This window comes from Hydrogenispora ethanolica, assembly GCF_004340685.1.
In the GTDB taxonomy this organism is placed as follows: domain Bacteria; phylum Bacillota; class UBA4882; order UBA8346; family UBA8346; genus Hydrogenispora; species Hydrogenispora ethanolica.
Window position 1 is genome coordinate 26,503 of record NZ_SLUN01000025.1, and the last position, 18,862, is coordinate 45,364.

The following is an 18,862-nucleotide window of genomic DNA, read 5'->3' on the forward strand; positions in this document are numbered from 1 at the left end:
GGAGATGGAAAGAGTATTTGGAAGGGCCGCGGCCTTACAGGACCGGGTCAATCACTATTGTCCCGGCTGTACCCATGGGGTCATCCACCGGCTGGTGGCCGAGGCCATTGACGATTTGCAAGTGCGCGAGAAGACCATCGCCATCGCTCCGGTGGGTTGCGCGGTTTTGGCCTATAACTATTTCAATTGTGACAGCCAGCAGGCGGCGCACGGCCGGGCGCCGGCGGTGGCCACCGGCGTCAAGCGGGTCCTGCCGGACCGGATCGTCTTCACCTATCAGGGCGATGGCGACCTGGCTTCGATCGGCATGGCGGAGATCGTGCATGCCGCCAACCGTGGTGAGAATATCACGGTGATCTTCATCAACAACGCCATTTATGGCATGACCGGCGGCCAGATGGCCCCGACCACGTTGCCGGGGCAGAAGACCACTACCTCTCCGTTTGGCCGGGATGTCAAGACCATGGGCAATCCGATCCGGGTCACCGAGATGTTGAATACATTGCAAGGTCCGGCATTTTTGGCGCGGGTCAGCGTCCACGATCCGAAGCACGTCGCCAAGGCGAAAGAAGCGATCCGCAAATCCTTCGAGACCCAGGTGAACGGGCAAGGCTTCTCCATGGTCGAGGTATTGTCGACCTGCCCGACCAACTGGGGGCTCGCCCCGACCGAAGCTTTGAAATGGCTGGAGACCAACATGATTCCCCAATATCCGTTGGGAATCTTCCGGACTCCGGAGGAGGTGGCGAAATGATTTTGGAAGCGATTTTCGCCGGTTTCGGCGGTCAGGGCGTAATGCTCATGGGCCAACTGCTGGCTTACTCCGGGATGTATGAAGGGAAGAATGTCAGCTGGTTCCCGTCATACGGCCCGGAGATGCGCGGCGGCACGGCCAACTGTTCGGTGGTGGTCACCGATGGCGAGGTCGGCTCGCCGGTCATCTCCGAACCGTCGGTGCTGGTGGCGATGAACCGTCCTTCGATGGAGAAATTCGAGAGCATCCTAAAACCCGGAGGAACGTTGTTTTATAATTCGTCCCTGATCGATGTCCAACCGAAACGGACTGACATTCAAGTGGTGGCTGTCCCGGCCAACGAGATCGCCACTGAATTGGGAAATAGCCGGGTGGCCAACATGGTCATGGTGGGCGCCATCCTGAAGCATACCGGAATCGTCCATGCGGATACGGTGATGGACGTGCTCACCGCCAAGGTGTTGACCGGCAAAAAGCAGAGCCTGGTGGCGATCAACCGGGCCGCCTTGGACAAAGGAATGGAATTGGCCTAATTCGATACATTTTTGTGGCTGAAGTTTGCATTGGCAGAAACGCGATCCCGCAATGGTGAATCGCGTTTCTTTTTTAAAAAAGGAAATTGTTACTATTTAACGAATAAGACTTACCAAGACTAGAAAAACTTTTCAATTTTCGGTAGAGGGGGCTTAAGGGATGAGTGCTGAAACGATTATTCTAACCCGGGAACAAGTACAACAACGGACTTTTATCGCCCAAGTCTATGCCTGGATGACTTTCGCCTTGGGTATCACCGCCCTAGTGGCCTGGTTTGTACAGGCCACTCCGGAATTGCTGACGGCCATTCTCGGCAATTCCTGGACTTTCATAGGGTTGCTCATCGCCGAGTTGTTGCTGGTGATCTTTTTGACCAAAGCCATCGACCGGCTCTCCGGGCAAGTGGCCACCTTTGTCTTTTTCGCTTACGCGATGCTGAACGGAGTGACCTTTGCGGCAATTTTTCTGGTCTATACGATGTCTTCGATCGCCGCCACCTTCTGGATCACCGCCGCTACCTTCGGAGCGATGAGCTTCTATGGCTATATCACCAAGCGTGATCTCACGAGCATCGGCAATTTCTGCGGCATGGCATTGCTGGGCCTGATCGTGGCGACGCTGGTGAATCTGTTCTTTCAAAACAATATGATCTACTGGATTACGACCTACGCCGGGGTCCTTATTTTCGTGGGATTGACCGCCTATGACACCCAAAAAATTAAAAATATCCACAGTGAGGCACTGGGTGGTGAAGAAGGAGAACGGAAAGTGGCCATCCTGGCGGCACTGGCATTATATCTGGATTTTATTAATTTGTTCATTTTGCTGCTGCGGTTCTTCGGACGGCGGCGCTAAAAAAATAATCCCTGCAGTTCGTGATTCGAAGGAGCGGATACGCATTGGAGATCACCGTCGTTCGGCCAACCCCCGAACAATTGGAGTGTTTGAATGTCGATACCTGGCCGATTTGGGAGTGCGGGCCATCCACTTTCGATTGGCATTACGATGAGCCGGAAACCTGCTACCTATTGGAAGGGCAGGTCACCGTGACGGCGGACGGTCAGAGCGTCAGCTTCGGCAAAGGCGATTTGGTGACGTTCCCGGAGGGATTGTCCTGCGTTTGGACGGTGCGGGAGAAGGTCCGGAAGTATTACCGGTTTGGTTGAATCGTTTTCTAGAAATTCCACAAAAGAAATAGAGTGCCTCGCCGCACTCTATTTCTTTTGCAAAAGCATTTTATGGTAGCCCCGTTCTCCGTACGGCTGCAGCTTCTCCAGCCACAACTCCTCCAGGGCCTTTAAGTCTTCTTTGTAATCGTGCAGCGGATCGTCGACCGGTTTCAACTCGTCGATGACTTCAAAGGTGAAGTTTTCCGGACCGTAGCGGTCCCAGTCCTGTTGCAGCTCCCGGTTGCGGAGAAAACAATGTTGTTTCAACTGAAAGCGGGCGCTGTTGAAACTACCGGGCAGATTGGGACTGGCGGCGATGAAGCGTTTGCCGTTGACCTGGTTTTGGATTTGATAAATCCCCATGGGGCGGAGCGTTTGTTTGTATTCCTGCTTTAATTTGGAGCGTTTTTCGTCCATGGCAATCGTTCCTTTCAAGATGATTGGGTCTTACTCGGAATCGTACTTCGGCAACTCGGCGCCGGAGATGATTTTCGCCCCGAGCGCGGCGTACTTCCGCAGCCGTTTCTCCTTGGATTCCTCGCCCAACAAGGCGAAGATCCCCTCGCGGATGACATAAACCTGGTAGCCCCGGTTAATTGCACCCTGGATGGTAAAATCCACGCAGACTTCGGCCGCCATTCCGGTGATGAATAATTTGCCGACCTGCCGTTGGTCCAGATGGCGCCGGAGTTCGGGGTTGGAAAACGCGTCGGCCCGCAGCTTGGTAATGATCTGCGGCTGATGCTGGTGCAGATTGGGACTGAGCGCCGCTTCCTTACTGCCCTGGACCGGAATATGGGGCATGAAAAGCGAGCGCAACGTCCCGGCCTCCTTGACCTGGGCGATATATACGATGTCGCCGCCCCTCCGGTTAAAATAATCGATCGCAGTATTGACATGCTGAATGAACTGATAGGCACTGGGAGATTTGACCCGCAGCCGTTCATCGGCTTGGGGAAAGCTACTCTGGATGTCAATGACCAGCAAGGCGTCCTTGGACATGGTCTTGCCGTCGATTTTTTCTCCCCGGGTGACGCCATGCAAGTACGTAAATTGGTTATAAAAGACCAGTCCGAGATAAACCAGGAATAATCCCATTGCCACCATCACAAATTCATGCACCTCCGGAATTTGTTTTGGTTTCCTGGCAATCGGTAGGATAAGAGCGCGGCGATAGGCCGTAACACCCGGCGGGAGTTCCATGAATCCGCCAATATCATTGGAAAGCTGCCGTAATCTTTACGGTAGTTTACGCAACGGTTGCCCGCGACAGGCAGATTCAATTGCAGGAAAACGCAAATTAACCAAACATAACTTATTTGAGTTTGATTATTACCTAGACATTATATTAAAAAGTTTATAAAATGTCAATTGAATGCCATAAACTTGGATCGATTTTGGGAATGATGAAGGGAAGGACGACCCGGAGGAAGAATAAAGAACGGAAAAAAGAATCGGGAATCGCCGAGGCGGTTCGCTATATGCAATGACATGATTGGAATCCCATGATTTACGAAAAAACGGTGAAGCGTTGGTTATTTTCGCAAATCATTTCCGTTAAGGATTCATGCCGTTGCATATAGAGTCAGGAGGCAGACATGTTTTTCGATATTATACGGTCGCGCCGTTCGATCCGGCATTACCTGGCCCAACCGGTGGAACGGGAGAAAGTCGAGCAGTTGCTGGAGGCCGCGCTGCGCGCGCCGTCGGGAAAAGGAATTTATCCCTGGGAGTTCCTGGTAGTGGATCAGCCGGAATTACTCCAGAAGATGGTGCGGTGCAAGAAAAACGGTTCGAATTTTATCCAAGAAGCGCCGCTGGCTATCGTGGTTTGCGCCGACCCGGCGCAGAGCGATACGTGGATCGAGGACGCCGCGGTTGCGACGGCTTTCATGACTTTGGCAGCCGAAGCGATGGATCTCGGCAGTTGCTGGGTGCAGATCCGCGGCCGGGAGAGCGCCGCTGGAGGGAGTTCCGAGAGCTTCCTCCGGGAATTGTTAAACATCCCGGAACGTTTGGCGGTTCTCTGCTGCCTGGTAGTGGGTTATCCGGCGGAACAGAAAGCGCCGCGGGAGATCACGGAGCATAAGTTACAAAAGGTGCATCATGATACAGTTTAAAAGCCATGAGATAAATCATTCGGACCGGAAATTGGGATATTAACCAACTTTATCACTTACTTGAAGTAATCGCTGTGATCGTTCCGGCTTTAGCCGGATTATCACAGCTTTTTTAATAACCTCTTAATTCAACCCTCCGCTCCCAATAATTTTTCGTTATTTTGCCGGATATACAATGGAAAAAAATAGCGGACGGAGGGGTTGCCTATGTCACGTTTCAGCCGGAGTCAAAGATTTGCCCTGATACTCTTCATATTGCTGGCATTGATCCGTATTCAGGTCGGCGATACCGTCAATGTAACGCTATCCCAGGGCATCCCTAATCTCAACGGAGTTTTTTCGCAGGTTTATACCCTGGATGGCGAGGTGGTCTCCGGCCCGGTGGACCAGATTATCCCAACAGCCGGGACCAGCCTGCCGTCTTTTCAACCGCAATTCAAAGAGCCGCTTCATATCCGCTTATTTCACCTCAACGATCTGCATGGCTTCTTGACGATTCCCAATTCAAAGAAAGGGGATACCCATTACTACTCCCAGATGGTGAAAATCGTCAAACAGGCCCGCGATAACGCCGGGCCGAATGAAGCGGTGTTGTTTTTATCCGCCGGCGACGATCACACCGGGAGTGTTTTTGACGAGTTATTGGGGATGAACGCTCAGACATTTACCATCGATCCGGCCTACCGGGCTCATTCGGAGGCGGGGATCGATGCGGCAGTCCTGGGAAACCATGAGTTCGACCGGGGCACACCCTTACTTGCCAAAGCGATTGCCGCCGATGCGCGTTTTCCGATCGTTTCCGCCAATGTTTATGGTTCCAAATTTCTCACTTCCCGGCATTATCATCCGGCGCTGATCGGTATTATCAAGGGGTTCCGGGTGGGAATCATCGGTTTAACCACGGCTCAAGATACTCACACCCAAACAAAGGATGATCCGCAATTGAAGGTGGCATCCCCGGTTAAAACCTTGGAAAACCTCCTTCCTCAACTGGCTGAGTTGTCCGATCTGGTCATCATCCTTTCTCACGTCGGCTATGAGCCGAAAGCATCCAACCAGTCATTATTTCACGGCCACTCCGACTTGGAGCTGGCGGAGACCGCCGGCCGTTTAACAACGAAACCGGTCGTAATCGTCGGGGGACATAGTCATACCGCCTTGAACCTGGATAAACTGGAAACGAAGCAGGCCGGTATCCCCATCCTACAGACGGGCCAACGCGGCCAATGCCTTGGTGAACTGCAATTGGATCTGAAGTCCGAAGCAGGGCAGATCCAAGGGGTAAACTATTCCGCCCGCCTGTACCCCACGAAGAAACGCGATGATACGGTAAAAAGCAGCGATCCCAATTGCGAAAAGTACGAACATGATTCGGATTACGATCAGCATTTCGAGAATACGGTGATCGCGCCGTTGTTGAATAAGCTGGCCGCCAAATTGAGCGAGACCATCGGACGAGTGGCTGATCTGCCGGAGCTCGGCAATCAAAGGACCTTGATCGACCGCTATACCGGAGAATGCGCCTTGGGTAACTTCATGAACGATGCCATCGTCGCCCGGAGCAAACAGTTTCCGGGACTTGAGAACCAGGGGGTGGATCTGGCGGTATTCAATGCTTCGGGCATCAACAGTGGCCTTCCTGTGGCTGACCGGATCACCTTCAATGATTGGTATGCGGTCATGCCTTTTGCCGATACCGTTCAAATCGGGACGATGAGTGGACGGGAGATCCGGACGATGGTGATCAACAACGCCAAGCGGATTGTACGGCCCGCGGAATTGACAGGCCCAAACCCGTTGGATCTGGTCGGTTATTTCTCCCGCGGCTTTCTTCATTTTTCCAAAGGTCTCCGTTATACGATTCGGCTGGGGGCGAACGCCCAGGAGACCACGGCAACGGCGATCACGCTTAATGGTAAACCGATCGAGCAGGTCTTGGATCAGCAATTTAGGGTAGCCTTCAATAGCTTCGTCGGTGACGGCGCCTTTAACGAGGCATGGAACGGCAATCCGATCGGCGCTAATATCTCCGGTGATATCCGGAGCTACGATTTGAAGGCAATCCTCAAAACCGATACCGGCCTGGTCTACCGGAACGAGATTGTCGCTTATATCAAGGAGCAGGGTAGGATCGACCGCACCAGCGGGGCGGTGCTTGACGGAAGGGTGAAAGTTATTCCCTAGCGCATTAAAAGCGTTGTGATAAACCCTGTCCGAAGGCCAGGGTGAACACAAAAGCTCAGAAAAGCAAGTGATAAAGTCGTTTTTTAGTTCCATTGAAAGGATGATTTCCGAATTTGAGGACTTTATCACATGGCTTTTAAGAAATGAATCAACTATTCCGAGCCTGGGAGCTTTGGTTGAAAACGATCAAAATTCCCAGGCAGGCCAGAAGAATCATGATGGAAGTGACATAGATCAAAGCAGGATGCAACTTGTAGAGATATCCGGAGCCCATGCCCACCAACGCGCTCAGAATGGAAAGGGAAGTATTATACAGCGAATAAATCCCGGCCCGCTCCTTGCCTGCGGTGGCGATGGCCATCATGGAATCGAGGAATGGTTTGGAAATGCTATAACCGAAGGCAAACAGGCTGACCATCGCCATGGTCAGCCAGAAATTGCCCGCCGGTATCAGAATAAAACCCGCTAGAGCCATGGCTTGGATTAGAAATCCGCCGATCATCGCCGGTACCCGTTGGGTCGTGGCGATGCCGGGCATAATCACCACCGCCACCAGGAACATTACCGCCGGCCCGACCCCGCCCAGCAGGGAGATGGCCGAGCTGTCCAGCTTCAAAGCCTCGGTGAGGTACGGCGCGTAGTACAGGCTAGTGAAAGTGCCGATTGGCACATAGACGTTAAAAAGGACTGTCAGAACGAAGACTAGGATCAACGAGGGTTTGAAGCGCAGGAATTGAAGCACTTGCCAATAAGAGTTCTTTTTGAGGATCGTTTTCAGGCCCAACTGGCGGTGCTCGGCCAGGATCTGCTGGCCGACCCGGGTCTCCCGGTAGCAATGGTGGCGGCCCAGAATCATGACGGTCATGCTGAGAGCGGCAAACCCCAACAGAATCCGCTCGCCGTAGACAATGCCGTATTGGGCCACCAGCAACCCGGCCAGGGGCACCAGAAAGCCGGTGGAAACATTGATAATACTAAAGAGATTATAGGCCGCCACTTGCTGCTGGGCGTCGGCGTCCTCCACCACCATCAGATTCCAGGAGACTGCGACGATCTTGACCGCGCTATTGACCGCGGTGGCCAGGGCGAAGAGCCAGAAGTTATTGGAGAACAGGTAGATCAGGAGCGAGACGGGCCAGGCGATGGAGTCGAAAATCAGCGTCGTCCGCCGCCGGCCCAAGGCATCGGTGATCACTCCGCCAAACATCGAGAAGAACGCGCTGGCGACCGCCCCGATGGCGATGATAAAGCCGATCTGAACGTCGGTGACTCCTTGGGACTTCATGTACAGGCTCAAATAAAAATTGTACATGACATAGGGAATCCCCCAGAGCGGTTCAAAAAGCACCGAGATCCGGGTATTGCCTTTCAGAAGCCGGTAGGAGTCCAGAATATTGAGGGGGGTCGGATTGTTTGACATGGTATCCATCCTCGGCGGCCATCATTTGCGGCGGCATGATACAGCGGATTCGCAAAAGCCGCAAATACCATTCTACCGGGTTTCACGACTTTTTTAAAGCCCAATCATGGAATTTTTAGCGCTGATATAGGTTGATGGATGGCAAAACATTCGCCGAAGAAAAAGGCCCCGGCTGTCGCAGCGCGGGGTCTCGTCTTTCATTCGAGGCTCTTTCACGAGTCTGAGTTCGATGATGGATTTTATCGTAAGATGCCGCAGGCGTCAATCTGGGCAATGGCTTTTTGAATCCGTTCAGTGGGCTGGACCATGGCCAGCCGGACGTATCCCTCGCCGCCGTCGCCGAAGCTGCTGCCGGGGACCACGATCACGCCGGTCCGTTCCATCAGTTCGAAAGTAAATTCCAAAGACGAGCGAAACCGGGCGGGAATCGGCGCCCACATGAACATCGTGGCCGGAGTGCGGGGAATGGGCCAGCCGATCGCGCCCAGACCCTCAATGAGCAAATCGCGGCGTTCCTGATAGGCGCGGACAGTGGCGGCCACGCAATCCTGGGGACCATTCAGCGCCGCGATGGCCGCTTTTTGCAACGGCAGAAAGATCCCGTAGTCGAGATGGGATTTTAACTTGCGTAACTGCGCGATGAGTTCGCGGTTGCCGACGGCGAAAGAAAGCCGGGGGCCGGGGATATTATAGGATTTGGATAGGGAGTTGAATTCCAGGCCGATCTCTTTGGCTCCGGGATAGTTGAGAAAGCTGCCGCCCTTGGCGCCGTCGAAGACCAGCTCGCAATAGGCGTTATCATGCAGGACCGCGATCCCGTACTCCCGGGCGAAAGCGATCAACCGCTCGTAAAAGGCGGGCGGGGCCACTGCGGTCACCGGATTGTTCGGGTACGAGACGATCATCAGCCGCGCCCGCCGGGCCACTGCGGGAGGAATGGCCGCGAAATCGATCAAGTAATCATTCTCGGCCAACAGCGGCATTTTATATAGCTCCGCGCCGGCCAGTTGCGGGCCGACACTGAAAATGGGATAACCCGGGTCGGGGACCAGAACGACATCACCGGGATCGGCCAGGGTCAAGGCGATATGGGCTAAACCGTCCTGGGAGCCGTTCATGGAAAGAATCTCATCGGGCTGGAGTTCCACCGCGAAACGCCTTTGATACCATTGCTGCACCGATTCCACCAGTTCCGGCAGATCAGCGATGGCGTAACGGTAATTTTCGGGACGGAGCGCCTCCTCGTGCAGGGCGCGCATGATATGGGGGGCCGGCGCCAGATCGGGGGTCCCGATGCTGAAATCGATGGCATCGCGGCCGGCTTGCAGCAGCGCTTTTTTGCGCTGATCCAGTTGGGCAAAGATCGCCGAGTTCAAGGCCTCGGTCCGTTTCGCAAATTGCATGGCAGTCTCCTCGAATTCGCGTCGAATCGCACGTTCAGATATTCCTGACGATTACAAAACACCGGCCCGTTCCATCCAAAATGGATCAAAAAGGCGGGCTTCCTAAAAATCTTACCGCAAAATGAACCATTTTGCATCATTTTTTTGAGATCGGGAATTCATTAAGCTGGTTCTGTCAAACTTTTGTAAATTTTTTCAATGAAAACTTTCGGCTCCGGGGAAAATTATATTAAGATAGAAATGAGAAGGAGTGGTCTTCGAATGGGACCGTCAAACGATCTGCGCAAAACCGTGTCGCCCGAGGCCTATCATGTGCTCTACGAAAAAGGCACCGAACCGCCGTTTAGCGGAAAATACTATTATAACAAAGAACGGGGCACATACCATTGCGCCGGTTGCGGCAATGTGTTGTTCGATTCGGCGACCCAATACGAGTCGGGAACCGGCTGGCCCAGTTTTTACGGGGCGGTTCCCGGCGCCTTGACCATGGCTCGAGATCGCAGTCTGGGCATGGTTCGCACCGAGGTCAAGTGCGCCCGCTGCGGCGGCCATTTGGGACACTGGTTTGACGACGGTCCGGCGCCCACCGGTGAGCGGTTTTGCATCAACTCGGCGGCCCTGGATTTCAAAAAAAGTTAATTGTGGGAGGTTTCATGCGACTGAAAGGCTTCATATCCGATCTGGACGGCACATTACTCAATACTTTGCCCATCTGTTGTCATGGGTTCCGGCGGGCATTCGTGACTTTTTTGGGCCGGGAGTATTCGGACGCCGAGATCCAAGCCTGGTTTGGCCCCTCGGAGGAAGGAATCATCAAAAAGCTGGTTCCTCACGCCTGGCAGGAATGTCTGGACATCTATTTACAGGAATACGAAAAGGCGCATCAAGTTTGCGCGGAACCATTTCCGGGCCTGAAAGAGATCTTGGACTCTTTGCTCAAACAAGGGGTGAAATTGGGCATCGTCTCCGGGAAAGGTCCCCAAAGCATGGCGATATCGCTGGCTGTCTCGGGCTTGCGGGATTTCTTTGAAGAGGTTGCCACCGGTTCCGAAAGCGGGGTGGTGAAGGCCGACCAGATCCGGGAGATGGTCCGCTCATGGGGGCTGGAACCGTCGGAAGTCGCCTATTTGGGAGATACGGCCTACGATATCCGGGCGGCCCGCGAAGCCGGGGTGATCCCGTTGGCCGCGGCCTGGGCGGACACGGCCCAGGTCCAAGAGATGACCGCCGCCGCTCCGGCAGCTTTATTCAAAACTTCTACGGAGCTAGGCTATTGGCTGGAAACCCATGGCGGCCTCGAAGCAACGGCCGTCAATGAGTAGCGGATGTCTTTCTCTTTGGTGGATAGTTTGCTGAAGCACATTTCTGATCCAATTCAATCGTCGGACGTTCATGACGGCAGGATTTGCCGGCCGGCCCCCGAATTCCTTTAGCAGAGAAGCAGGGGGTTTTTTTATGAAAGTCACAACGCTCATTGGGGAACTCGCCAGCCACGAGGCGATTATTGAGAGAGCACGGCAAGCGGTCGCCCGTCAAGACTTTGACCTGGTGGTTATCTTCCCGACGCTCAGTTTGTTGAATGCGGTTCAGGATGAGATCATCAATCAGCCCGGCGTTACCGGCTTCGGCGGGGTGCGTTTTTTATTGATGGAAGGGTTTGTCGAAGAGATTAGCCAGCGTTTTGGGTTCAACGCCCGCCGCCCGACCGAGCTGGAGAAAGAACTGCTGATTGCCGGGGTGTTTCAGGTTTTGGATTCTGCAGGCCAGCTGGACGAGTTGAACCGGGTACCGTTCGCGGCCGGTTATCGGGCGGCGATCCTGGCCGGGATCGCCGAATGGAAACGGTCCGGGCTGACCCCGGAGCTTTTCATGGAGTGGTCCGCCGGCCGCGGCGCCAAACTTGAGCAACTGGCGCTGTTATATCTTACATATCAGGAGTTGTTGCGGCAGCGGGGGCTGGTGGAAGACGATCTGATCCTGGAGGCGCTGGAGCAACTCCGTTCCGAAGCGGCCGGACCCTCCTCCCGGATGCCGCTGTTGCTGTATGGTTTCACCGATCTGACGCCGTTACAAACCGATATGCTGAAAGCCTTGGATCTCTGGTTCGATTGCGAAGCGATGATCGATCCCACCGGAGTGCCGGAGTTTCAACAGGTAGCGGCACGTCACTTCGCCATGAAGTTGAAACCGTCCCCATCCCTGCCCCCGCACGGCCCCGGGGCCAGGATGGCCCCAGGGCAAGCGGCCATGGATGGCATCACGCACAGCCCCGGGGCCAGGACGGCCCCAGGGGAAGCGGCCAAGGATGGCATCACGCGCAGTCCCGGGGCCAGGACGGCCCCAGGGGAAGCGGCCAAGGATGGCATCACGCGCAGTCCCGGGGCCAGGACGGCCCCAGGGCAAGCGGCCATGGATGGCATCACGCGCAGCCCGGTCCTGGCCGAGCTGCAGTACAGCTTCTGGCGCGGGGAGCCGCGGCCGCTGCCGCATCCGCCGAGCGATGATTCGGTGCGGCTGCTGCAGACGGCCGGATGGTCCCGCCAGGCCCGGGCGATCGCCAGGGAGATCTGTCACGGCCTGGAAGCCGGTTTATACGCCACCGACGATTTTTTGATCATTGCGCCCCAGCCGCAGCAGTTCCTGAAGGCCGCCGGCCCCGTTTTTCGCGAGTATCATCTGGCGTTGGCCGGCGCGGCATTGACCGCGCGCGAGCTTCCCGGCGTCAGTCAATTTCTGCAGTCCTTGACGGCGTTGGCCGAGGATTGGCAATGGCCGGATCTGGCCATCCTGATCCGGCAATGGCACGCGGGCAAGCCGGCCGCCGCCGGTGATCGCCTGGTGGCTTGGCTCGGCGAGAGCTATGGGGCGATCTCCGGCCGGGAACAGTGGCTCAAGCTGTTGAATGACGAGGAGTTGGTCGAAACCGCGCGCCAGGAAGAACTCGACCTGGAGAGACTGGCTGCCGGGTTGCGGCGCCTGGCCGAGTATCCCCGGGAGGCATCGCTCCGGGCTTACCTGGAATTGACCAGGCAATGGTTTCATAGCGCCGAGGCCTGGGGAGGGCAATCCTTCGAGGATGATCCGGAACTCCTCCGGCAACAGCTCCTCAATTACCAGGCGATGCAAACCGTCACGGGCACCATCGATGAGATTCTCGGCTTTCTCCCCGGCGCCGCGACTCAGATCCTGACCGTCCGGGAGTACCGGCGTTTCTTCGAGGAGTACCTGTTGGCGGCGGAAGTACCCGAGCCCCGCAGTTTCCGGCCGCAGGTACGGGTGATCCCGCCTCGCGAAGCGCGCGGCCTGCGGGCCAAGGTGGTCTTCATTACCGGATTGGAGCAGGGAAGCTTCCCCCGGATCTATATCAACGATTGGAAACTGACTCCGGCTGAACGGCGCGAGCTGAAGACGCTGGGCGTCGATCTGGAGACCGGGGATCAATATCAGATTCAGGAACGGATGGCCTTCTATTGGTCGCTGTCTGCGGCCAAGGAACGGCTGTATCTGGTCTTTCGGGACCAGGACGATGAGGGGCAGCCGCTGAACCGCTCACTCTTTCTCGAAACCGTCCTGGAATGGCTGCCCGATCTGGAGCAGCGGGCCGTGCGGCTGGGTTTGGCTCCGGAGATTCAGTCCAGTTTCGGCCAATGCCGTTCCCGAAGTGAAGAAAGCTTACGACTGGCCCAATGTTTACACTCCGATGTCCGGAGCCTGCCCGAAGAGGAGCTGGCGTTCTGCCGGATGTTGCTCGACTCCGCCTCCTACCGGCGTCTCACCCAGGCCATGCAGCGCCGCTGGAACCGGGGAGCGGACGGGCCGCCTGACGGGGTCAGCAGCTTTATGAATGATCTGGCTGCCCATTTCGGCGCCGATTACTGTTTTGGCATCACCGCCCTGGAGGATTACAGGAATTGCCCTTACCGTTTTTTTCTGAAGCATCTCTTGCGGATTAAACCGCTGCTTCAGCCGAGGCTTATCCCTGAGAACCTGGATCTGGGCAATCTTTATCATGAGGTGCTCCGCCAATTCTGGCTTCGTTACCGGGACGAGCGGTTAAATGAGGAGCGTTTCGAATCCTATCTGCAGGTCCTGGAAGAATCGTTTGCGGCGCAGTTCGGCGTGTGGCAGGAGAAAGCCGCCAACCGGATCGCAGGGACGGTGTTATTGATTCAGCGGGCCCAAGCCCAGCGGACCCTGCGCCAATGGCTCGGTGCCGAACTGCAGTGGGCCGAGCGGACCGGACACCGCTTCCGGCCCCGGTTGTTGGAATTCGCTTTCGGCCAGGCAGGGGCCGCGTGTGATGCCCTCCTTGACCGCTTGCCCTCGGGCCCGCCTGGCCCAGGGGGCGGACACGGCGCCGCAGCGGCGGCGCGGCCTTTCCGTCTGGAATGGGAGGCCGGCGACGCGCGGATCGCCGGCCGGATCGACCGGGTCGATGCCGACAGCGCCGGCCATTTTATCGTCTACGATTATAAGCTCGGTTCCGGCCCGTCCGCCGGCGATCTGCTGGATCAGCGCAGGATCCAAATCCCCGTCTATCTGCTGGCCCTGGAGCAATTGGTTTTCGGCTCCGATACCGCGGTGGGCGGCAGTTATTTGGGCCTCCGCAACCCGTCGCGGATCCGGGGGGGAATCTGGCGGGAGCGGCGCTTGGGACTCAGCTGGCGGGGCCAAGGATTGCTGGCCGACCCCGATTGGGAAGAATGGCTCGCTCAGGTCAAAAACGAGCTGGCCGCGACGATCGACGCGATCCGCAGCGGCCGGTTCCAACTGACTGCAGCCGATTGCCCGTCCTATTGCGAGTACCGGATCTGCTGCCGGCGCCAAGAGTGGGAAGGAGAGTTGACTGATGCCGCATCCGCCCAATGAACAACAAGCCGCCGCCATCCATGAATTTGGCGCGGACTTGCTGGTCTCGGCCGGCGCCGGGACCGGCAAGACGACGGTTTTGGCAGAAAAATACCTGCGCCTGCTCGAAGAACGCCGGGCTGAGATCGGAGAGATCGTGGCGATCACCTTTACCAAGAAAGCCGCAGCCGAGATGCGCGACCGGATCCGCCAGGGCCTCCGGGAGCGTCAGAATCAGGCCGAGAACCAAGCGGAACTGGAATTTTGGCGAAACCAGTTGCAGCGGATCGACGGCGCGCGGATCGTCACCTTCCACAGTCTTTGCCTGGGGCTGATCCAGGAGAATCCCTTGGAAGCCGGGATTCCGCCGGTCTCCGGCATCCTGGGCGAAGGCGAGGAACAAATTTATCTGAACCAGGCCATTGCCGAATTATTCACGGAGATCGTCCAGAACCCCACCGCGGACTCCCAGGCGCTGGTCCGCTTGATCCTGGATTATGGCTGGGAATCCCTGGCCGAAAGCCTGGCCGGACTCTACCAGGCCATCCGGGAGAGCGGCCGCGCCTTTGGAGAAGTGATCCGCCAGACTGCGGAGGCCCTCCGGGATGCTTTGGCAGCGCGGATTGCCGGGGCGGACGGTTTGATTGCGGACATCGAGGAACTGCTGGAGTATAGCTCCACCCAGAAACTGACCGAAAATGCCCAGGGCGTTCTCGGCTTATTCCGGGAGGGTTGGCCGGGCTACCGGGAGCTGCTGCGGGACGGGAAAGAACTGGACGAACTGCTTCCGGCCCTGGGGGAGTTGGCGAAAGGATTGCCCAAGACGCTTCCCGCCGCCATCAAACCGCGGGTGGTCGCGGTCCGCGACCAGATCGACGCAGTGAAGCAGCGCTTGGTGGATGGGGCGGCGCTGGAGCGCCTGGAAACTTTGGAAACGTTGTTGGAAGGATTGGACCGGCGGTACCGGGAGTTGAAGCAGGAGTCGGGTCTGCTGGACTTCGCGGACCAGCAGCTTTTGGCCAGAGATCTGTTACAGAACCACCCGCAGCTGGCGGAGCGGGTGACCGCCGGGATCCGCTACCTGCTGGTGGACGAGTTTCAGGACACCAACAGCCTGCAACTGGAGATCGTCCGTTCATTGCTAGGCGAGGATTATCAAGGCGGCCGGCTGATGGCGGTCGGCGATATCAAGCAGTCGATCTACCGCTTCCGGGGCGCCGAGGCCGATCTCATGACCGAGCTGGGCCGGGAGATCGAATCCCGCGGCGGCCGGACCATTGCCTTGACCCGGAATTACCGCTCCAACCAGACCGTCATCCGGTTCATCAATGCTTTCTCCCAGGAGCTCTTCGCCGGAGAAAGCTTTCCCTACGAACCCCTGGAAGCCGGAGGGAATGACGCCGGATCGCGGGTCGAATTCATCCTGGCCGGGGAGACCGCGGACTTGCGGGAACAGGCCCGGCTGGTGGCGCGCAGGATCGTCCGCTTGGTGGCGGAGAGCGCCGGAACCGGGACGCCGGTCGGCTATGGCGACATCGTCCTGCTCTTCCGGGCCGGAACCGCGATGGGGCTTTTTCAGCAAGCCTTGGTGGAACTGGGAATCCCTTATTACACGGCCAGCGGCGGCGATTTATACCGGCGCCAGGAGATCGTCGACCAGCTGAATCTCCTCCGGCTGGTGCAACAGCGGTATGATACCGTGGCGCTGCTCGGCCTGGTAAGTTCCCCCTACGTCGGACTGAGCGAGACCGAATTGTACCGCTTATGCCGGGATGAGGGCCTGGCGGAGGCCTTTTACGGCCGGGAGGATTTTGAGAAGTTGCTGCCCGAACCGGCTGCAGCGAGGTTGCGGGAATTCCGGGAGTTGCTCGGTTATCTCCAGGAACACCGGGAGTTGTTGCCCATCCCCGCCATGCTCCGGCTGGCGCTGGACCGGCTGCACTATCGCGAACTGATGCTGGGCTCGGTCGACGCCGGGCAGCGCTTGGCCAATCTGGAGAAGCTGCTCTACAAGGCCGAGGAGTTTACCGCCGCCGGTTACCACGATCTGAATCGTTTCCTCAGTTACCTGCAGGAACTCGAAGGCATGGAGATCGGGGAAGGCGAGGCCCAGACGCAAGCCGAGGGGAGCGACGTGGTCCGGCTGATGACCATTCATCGTTCCAAAGGCTTGGAGTTTCCCGTCGTGATCCTGCCCGATCTGGATCGTTCGTTCCGGTTGGGCAACCGTTCCAAGCTGGTCTTCCACAAGGACTTAGGTGTCGGTTTTAAGATCCCGGTCCCGGAGAGCGAGGCCGCGGCCACCTCGGTCTGGGAGGCCATCAAGGAGCGCGAGCGGCGCGACGAAATCGCCGAACTCAAGCGGGTATTATACGTGGCGCTGACCCGGGCCAAACGCCAATTGATCCTGGCCGGTTCGGGGGTAAGCCGGTCGCGCGGCAAGACGCTGGAGACCGCGGGAAACTGGATGAAATGGTTCGAATTGCTGCTGCCCTTGGCCGAGGCCGGCGCAGAGCTGGAGTATCAGGGGATACCGGTGGCGGTGGTCCGCGCGGTGCCGGAGGTCCAGCCGCCGGAGCGTCCGGTGAAGCTGTTGGAGACGGTGGCTCCCGACCTGGCGGCCGCGCCTTCCCCGGCGGGCCGGGCGGCGCCCGAGGTCGCCGCGGCCGGAGTTGCCGCAAACGCCGGCTGCGTAGTGCCGCTGAAGGTCTCGGGCATTCTGGCCTTTAAGAGTTGTCCGCGCGGTTTTTACCTGCGGCATATCATGCGTCTGGAGCGTGGGCCGGCGGCCGATGACGAGCCGAGCGCCGCCGCGCTTCCCGGAGCCGGAGCCCATTTGGGCGCGCAGATCGGCAATTTTGTCCATCAGGCGGTCCGGGCGGGAACGCCCGACTGGCCGGAGGAACTTTGGAAGGCTTACTTTGCGGAGTTGCAGGTTCCCGATCCCGACCGGTTGAAAGCCGATCTGGAGCGGATCTGGCGGAACCTTCAGGCCAGCGAGTACCGGGGACGGGGCGAGATCTGGGATGAGGTGCCATTCATTTTGAAGTTGGAAGGCGCAGTGCGGGTGGAAGGCAGGTTTGACCGGCTTTACCGCGAGCCCGGCGGCGGGCTGGTGTTGGTGGATTATAAGACGCACCGGATCGCGCCCCGTCAGGTGGAGGAGACCGCCGCAAAATACTTTTGGCAGCTTCAGCTGTATGCTCTGGCAGTGGCCGAACTGTGGGGGAGGTTGCCGGACCGGGCGGTCCTGTATTTCCCTTACCCCGACCGGGCGGTGGAAGTGCCGCTGGACCAGGCCGCTTTGGCCCGGACCATTGCCGAGGTGCGGGAGATCGGCGCGTTCATCGCCGCCCATCCCTATCCCGGAGACTATCCGGCCGGAGCCGACTGTGAGAACTGCCGCTACGGCTGGTTCTGTCACGCCGGTAAAGCTTAATCGGCGGCTTCCTCCACATGGGATGCGAAGGCGCTGTGATTGTGGATGGACTCGTAGCTTTCCACCTCGACCTGGAAAGAGCGGATCCGCGGCTCGGAGCGGAGCGCCAGGACGGAGTCGCGCAGGATGTCCTCGACGAACTTGGGGTTCTGGTAGGCGGCTTCGGTGACGTATTTTTCATCCTCCCGCTTGAGCACCGGATAGATGGGGCAACTGCCCTGAATCCGCAACAGTTCGATGAGCTCCTCCAGCCACAGGATTTTCCCCGGATAGGAGCAGTGTACCAGGGTCCGGATGGCCGCCCGCTGATTGTGGGCGCCGTAAGCCGAGATCTCTTTGCTGCAGGGGCAGAGGGAGAGGACCGGTATCTCCGCGCCCAGTTGGAAATGGAAGTGGCCCGAGGGTTGCCGGAAGACGCCGCGAAATTCGCCCAGATAGTCGAGGTAGCCGACGATGCCGCTCACCGGCGCCGGCACCGGCAGGAAATAGCGAAACTTCAGACTGATTTCGGCGGCGCTCACTTCCAGATGGCTACAGAGTTCGGCCAGGATCTGGCGGATCTCCTTCCAGGAGATGGGTTTTTCGGACCAGGACATCAATAGCTCCATGAACCGGCTGAGATGCGTGCCCTTGAAATGGTGCGGCAGCGTCACCGAGACGACGACGTTGCCGTGGACATGTTGAAACCCGCCGTCCCGCATCCGGATCTGAAACGGCAGGTTGACATCTTTCAGACCCACCTTTTGAATCTCGATTCCCCGCTCGTCCCGCCTGCTCTGCACATCGATCATGTTGCGTTGCCGCCTTTCCAAATTTCTATTTCAATGGATCGGTTCCATTTTTCTATTTGTTTCGGCACGCTCCGGAAAACTCCTACCGGACCGGCATGTTTGTCCCGGACTTTCCATAAATTAATCGCAGGAAGCCGCCGCTCGGCATGGAATCTGATCAGGTCGGCTTTTGACCGACCCCAAAAAAGGAGGCAAAAACA

15 protein-coding genes are annotated in these 18,862 nt (G+C 57.4%); 10 read left to right on the forward strand and 5 right to left on the reverse strand.

Annotated elements, in window-relative coordinates:
* The first annotated feature begins 4 nt into the window (after nucleotides 1-4).
* From EDC14_RS17950 to EDC14_RS17965, 4 genes are all read left to right on the forward strand, one after another.
* The gene (locus tag EDC14_RS17950) at nucleotides 5-754 is read left to right on the forward strand and encodes a thiamine pyrophosphate-dependent enzyme (protein WP_132015749.1); all 750 of its coding nucleotides are present in this window, start codon (nucleotides 5-7) and stop codon (nucleotides 752-754) included.
* The gene (locus EDC14_RS17955; protein ID WP_132015692.1) at nucleotides 751-1,287 is read left to right on the forward strand and encodes a 2-oxoacid:acceptor oxidoreductase family protein; all 537 of its coding nucleotides are present in this window, start codon (nucleotides 751-753) and stop codon (nucleotides 1,285-1,287) included. Before EDC14_RS17950 ends, EDC14_RS17955 begins: the two co-directional genes overlap by 4 nt.
* A 160-nt stretch (nucleotides 1,288-1,447) precedes the next feature.
* Nucleotides 1,448-2,143 (forward strand): Bax inhibitor-1/YccA family protein, encoded by a 696-nt coding sequence (locus EDC14_RS17960; RefSeq protein ID WP_132015693.1) that lies wholly within the window; start codon nucleotides 1,448-1,450, stop codon nucleotides 2,141-2,143.
* A gap of 44 nt (nucleotides 2,144-2,187) precedes the next feature.
* A complete protein-coding gene (locus EDC14_RS17965) occupies nucleotides 2,188-2,454 on the forward strand; it encodes a cupin domain-containing protein (RefSeq protein WP_132015694.1) in 267 nt (88 codons plus the stop codon).
* Between the two features lie 48 nt (nucleotides 2,455-2,502).
* Here the strand turns inward: EDC14_RS17965 and EDC14_RS17970 are convergent, their stop codons facing one another.
* Both EDC14_RS17970 and EDC14_RS17975 read right to left on the reverse strand, forming a co-directional pair.
* Nucleotides 2,503-2,874 (reverse strand): GIY-YIG nuclease family protein, encoded by a 372-nt coding sequence (locus EDC14_RS17970; protein WP_132015695.1) that lies wholly within the window; start codon nucleotides 2,872-2,874, stop codon nucleotides 2,503-2,505.
* A 30-nt stretch (nucleotides 2,875-2,904) separates the two neighbouring features.
* The gene (locus EDC14_RS17975; RefSeq protein ID WP_243663007.1) at nucleotides 2,905-3,564 is read right to left on the reverse strand and encodes a cysteine hydrolase family protein; all 660 of its coding nucleotides are present in this window, start codon (nucleotides 3,562-3,564) and stop codon (nucleotides 2,905-2,907) included.
* A gap of 491 nt (nucleotides 3,565-4,055) precedes the next feature.
* On the opposite strand from EDC14_RS17975, the gene EDC14_RS17980 reads away from it, so the two are divergent.
* Both EDC14_RS17980 and EDC14_RS17985 read left to right on the forward strand, forming a co-directional pair.
* Nucleotides 4,056-4,577, forward strand: a complete 522-nt coding sequence (locus tag EDC14_RS17980; protein ID WP_132015697.1) for a nitroreductase family protein — start codon at nucleotides 4,056-4,058, stop codon at nucleotides 4,575-4,577.
* A 207-nt stretch (nucleotides 4,578-4,784) separates the two neighbouring features.
* On the forward strand, nucleotides 4,785-6,761 hold the full coding sequence (locus tag EDC14_RS17985; RefSeq protein ID WP_132015698.1) for a bifunctional metallophosphatase/5'-nucleotidase: 1,977 nt from the start codon (nucleotides 4,785-4,787) through the stop codon (nucleotides 6,759-6,761).
* A 148-nt stretch (nucleotides 6,762-6,909) separates the two neighbouring features.
* Here the strand turns inward: EDC14_RS17985 and EDC14_RS17990 are convergent, their stop codons facing one another.
* On the reverse strand, nucleotides 6,910-8,181 hold the full coding sequence (locus EDC14_RS17990; protein WP_165908115.1) for an MFS transporter: 1,272 nt from the start codon (nucleotides 8,179-8,181) through the stop codon (nucleotides 6,910-6,912).
* A gap of 239 nt (nucleotides 8,182-8,420) precedes the next feature.
* Nucleotides 8,421-9,584 carry an aminotransferase class I/II-fold pyridoxal phosphate-dependent enzyme gene (locus EDC14_RS17995; RefSeq protein ID WP_132015700.1) on the reverse strand — a complete coding sequence of 388 codons (1,164 nt, stop codon included), beginning with the start codon at nucleotides 9,582-9,584 and terminating at the stop codon, nucleotides 8,421-8,423.
* 261 nt (nucleotides 9,585-9,845) lie between these two features.
* Here EDC14_RS17995 and msrB point away from each other — a divergent pair, with 261 nt between their 5' ends.
* The 4 genes from msrB (at nucleotide 9,846) to EDC14_RS18015 (ending at nucleotide 17,871) form a co-directional block, all read left to right on the forward strand.
* Nucleotides 9,846-10,223, forward strand: a complete 378-nt coding sequence (msrB, locus tag EDC14_RS18000; RefSeq protein WP_207930759.1) for a peptide-methionine (R)-S-oxide reductase MsrB — start codon at nucleotides 9,846-9,848, stop codon at nucleotides 10,221-10,223.
* Nucleotides 10,224-10,237: 14 nt separating this feature from the next.
* Nucleotides 10,238-10,906: an HAD family hydrolase gene (locus EDC14_RS18005; RefSeq protein ID WP_132015702.1), complete on the forward strand. Its 669-nt coding sequence runs from the start codon at nucleotides 10,238-10,240 to the stop codon at nucleotides 10,904-10,906.
* A gap of 133 nt (nucleotides 10,907-11,039) precedes the next feature.
* Nucleotides 11,040-14,453 (forward strand): PD-(D/E)XK nuclease family protein, encoded by a 3,414-nt coding sequence (locus EDC14_RS18010; RefSeq protein WP_165908116.1) that lies wholly within the window; start codon nucleotides 11,040-11,042, stop codon nucleotides 14,451-14,453.
* Nucleotides 14,434-17,871 (forward strand): UvrD-helicase domain-containing protein, encoded by a 3,438-nt coding sequence (locus tag EDC14_RS18015; protein WP_132015704.1) that lies wholly within the window; start codon nucleotides 14,434-14,436, stop codon nucleotides 17,869-17,871. The genes EDC14_RS18010 and EDC14_RS18015 overlap by 20 nt, the downstream gene beginning before the upstream one ends.
* On the opposite strand, the gene folE2 is transcribed toward EDC14_RS18015, so the two are convergent.
* Nucleotides 17,868-18,662, reverse strand: a complete 795-nt coding sequence (gene folE2, locus EDC14_RS18020; protein WP_132015705.1) for a GTP cyclohydrolase FolE2 — start codon at nucleotides 18,660-18,662, stop codon at nucleotides 17,868-17,870. The genes EDC14_RS18015 and folE2 overlap by 4 nt on opposite strands.
* Nucleotides 18,663-18,862 lie beyond the last annotated feature (200 nt).

What these genes read in the sequence shown, in the direction of transcription:
- EDC14_RS17950 (WP_132015749.1), top strand. Translation starts at nt 5, where the DNA reads ATGGAAAGAGTATTTGGAAGGGCCGCGGCCTTACAGGACCGGGTCAAT.
- EDC14_RS17955 (WP_132015692.1), top strand. Translation starts at nt 751, where the DNA reads ATGATTTTGGAAGCGATTTTCGCCGGTTTCGGCGGTCAGGGCGTAATG.
- EDC14_RS17960 (WP_132015693.1), top strand. Translation starts at nt 1,448, where the DNA reads ATGAGTGCTGAAACGATTATTCTAACCCGGGAACAAGTACAACAACGG.
- EDC14_RS17970 (WP_132015695.1), bottom strand. Translation starts at nt 2,874, where the DNA reads ATGGACGAAAAACGCTCCAAATTAAAGCAGGAATACAAACAAACGCTC.
- EDC14_RS17975 (WP_243663007.1), bottom strand. Translation starts at nt 3,564, where the DNA reads ATGGTGGCAATGGGATTATTCCTGGTTTATCTCGGACTGGTCTTTTAT.
- EDC14_RS17980 (WP_132015697.1), top strand. Translation starts at nt 4,056, where the DNA reads ATGTTTTTCGATATTATACGGTCGCGCCGTTCGATCCGGCATTACCTG.
- EDC14_RS17985 (WP_132015698.1), top strand. Translation starts at nt 4,785, where the DNA reads ATGTCACGTTTCAGCCGGAGTCAAAGATTTGCCCTGATACTCTTCATA.
- EDC14_RS17990 (WP_165908115.1), bottom strand. Translation starts at nt 8,181, where the DNA reads ATGTCAAACAATCCGACCCCCCTCAATATTCTGGACTCCTACCGGCTT.
- EDC14_RS17995 (WP_132015700.1), bottom strand. Translation starts at nt 9,584, where the DNA reads ATGCAATTTGCGAAACGGACCGAGGCCTTGAACTCGGCGATCTTTGCC.
- msrB (WP_207930759.1), top strand. Translation starts at nt 9,846, where the DNA reads ATGGGACCGTCAAACGATCTGCGCAAAACCGTGTCGCCCGAGGCCTAT.
- EDC14_RS18005 (WP_132015702.1), top strand. Translation starts at nt 10,238, where the DNA reads ATGCGACTGAAAGGCTTCATATCCGATCTGGACGGCACATTACTCAAT.
- EDC14_RS18010 (WP_165908116.1), top strand. Translation starts at nt 11,040, where the DNA reads ATGAAAGTCACAACGCTCATTGGGGAACTCGCCAGCCACGAGGCGATT.
- EDC14_RS18015 (WP_132015704.1), top strand. Translation starts at nt 14,434, where the DNA reads ATGCCGCATCCGCCCAATGAACAACAAGCCGCCGCCATCCATGAATTT.
- folE2 (WP_132015705.1), bottom strand. Translation starts at nt 18,662, where the DNA reads ATGATCGATGTGCAGAGCAGGCGGGACGAGCGGGGAATCGAGATTCAA.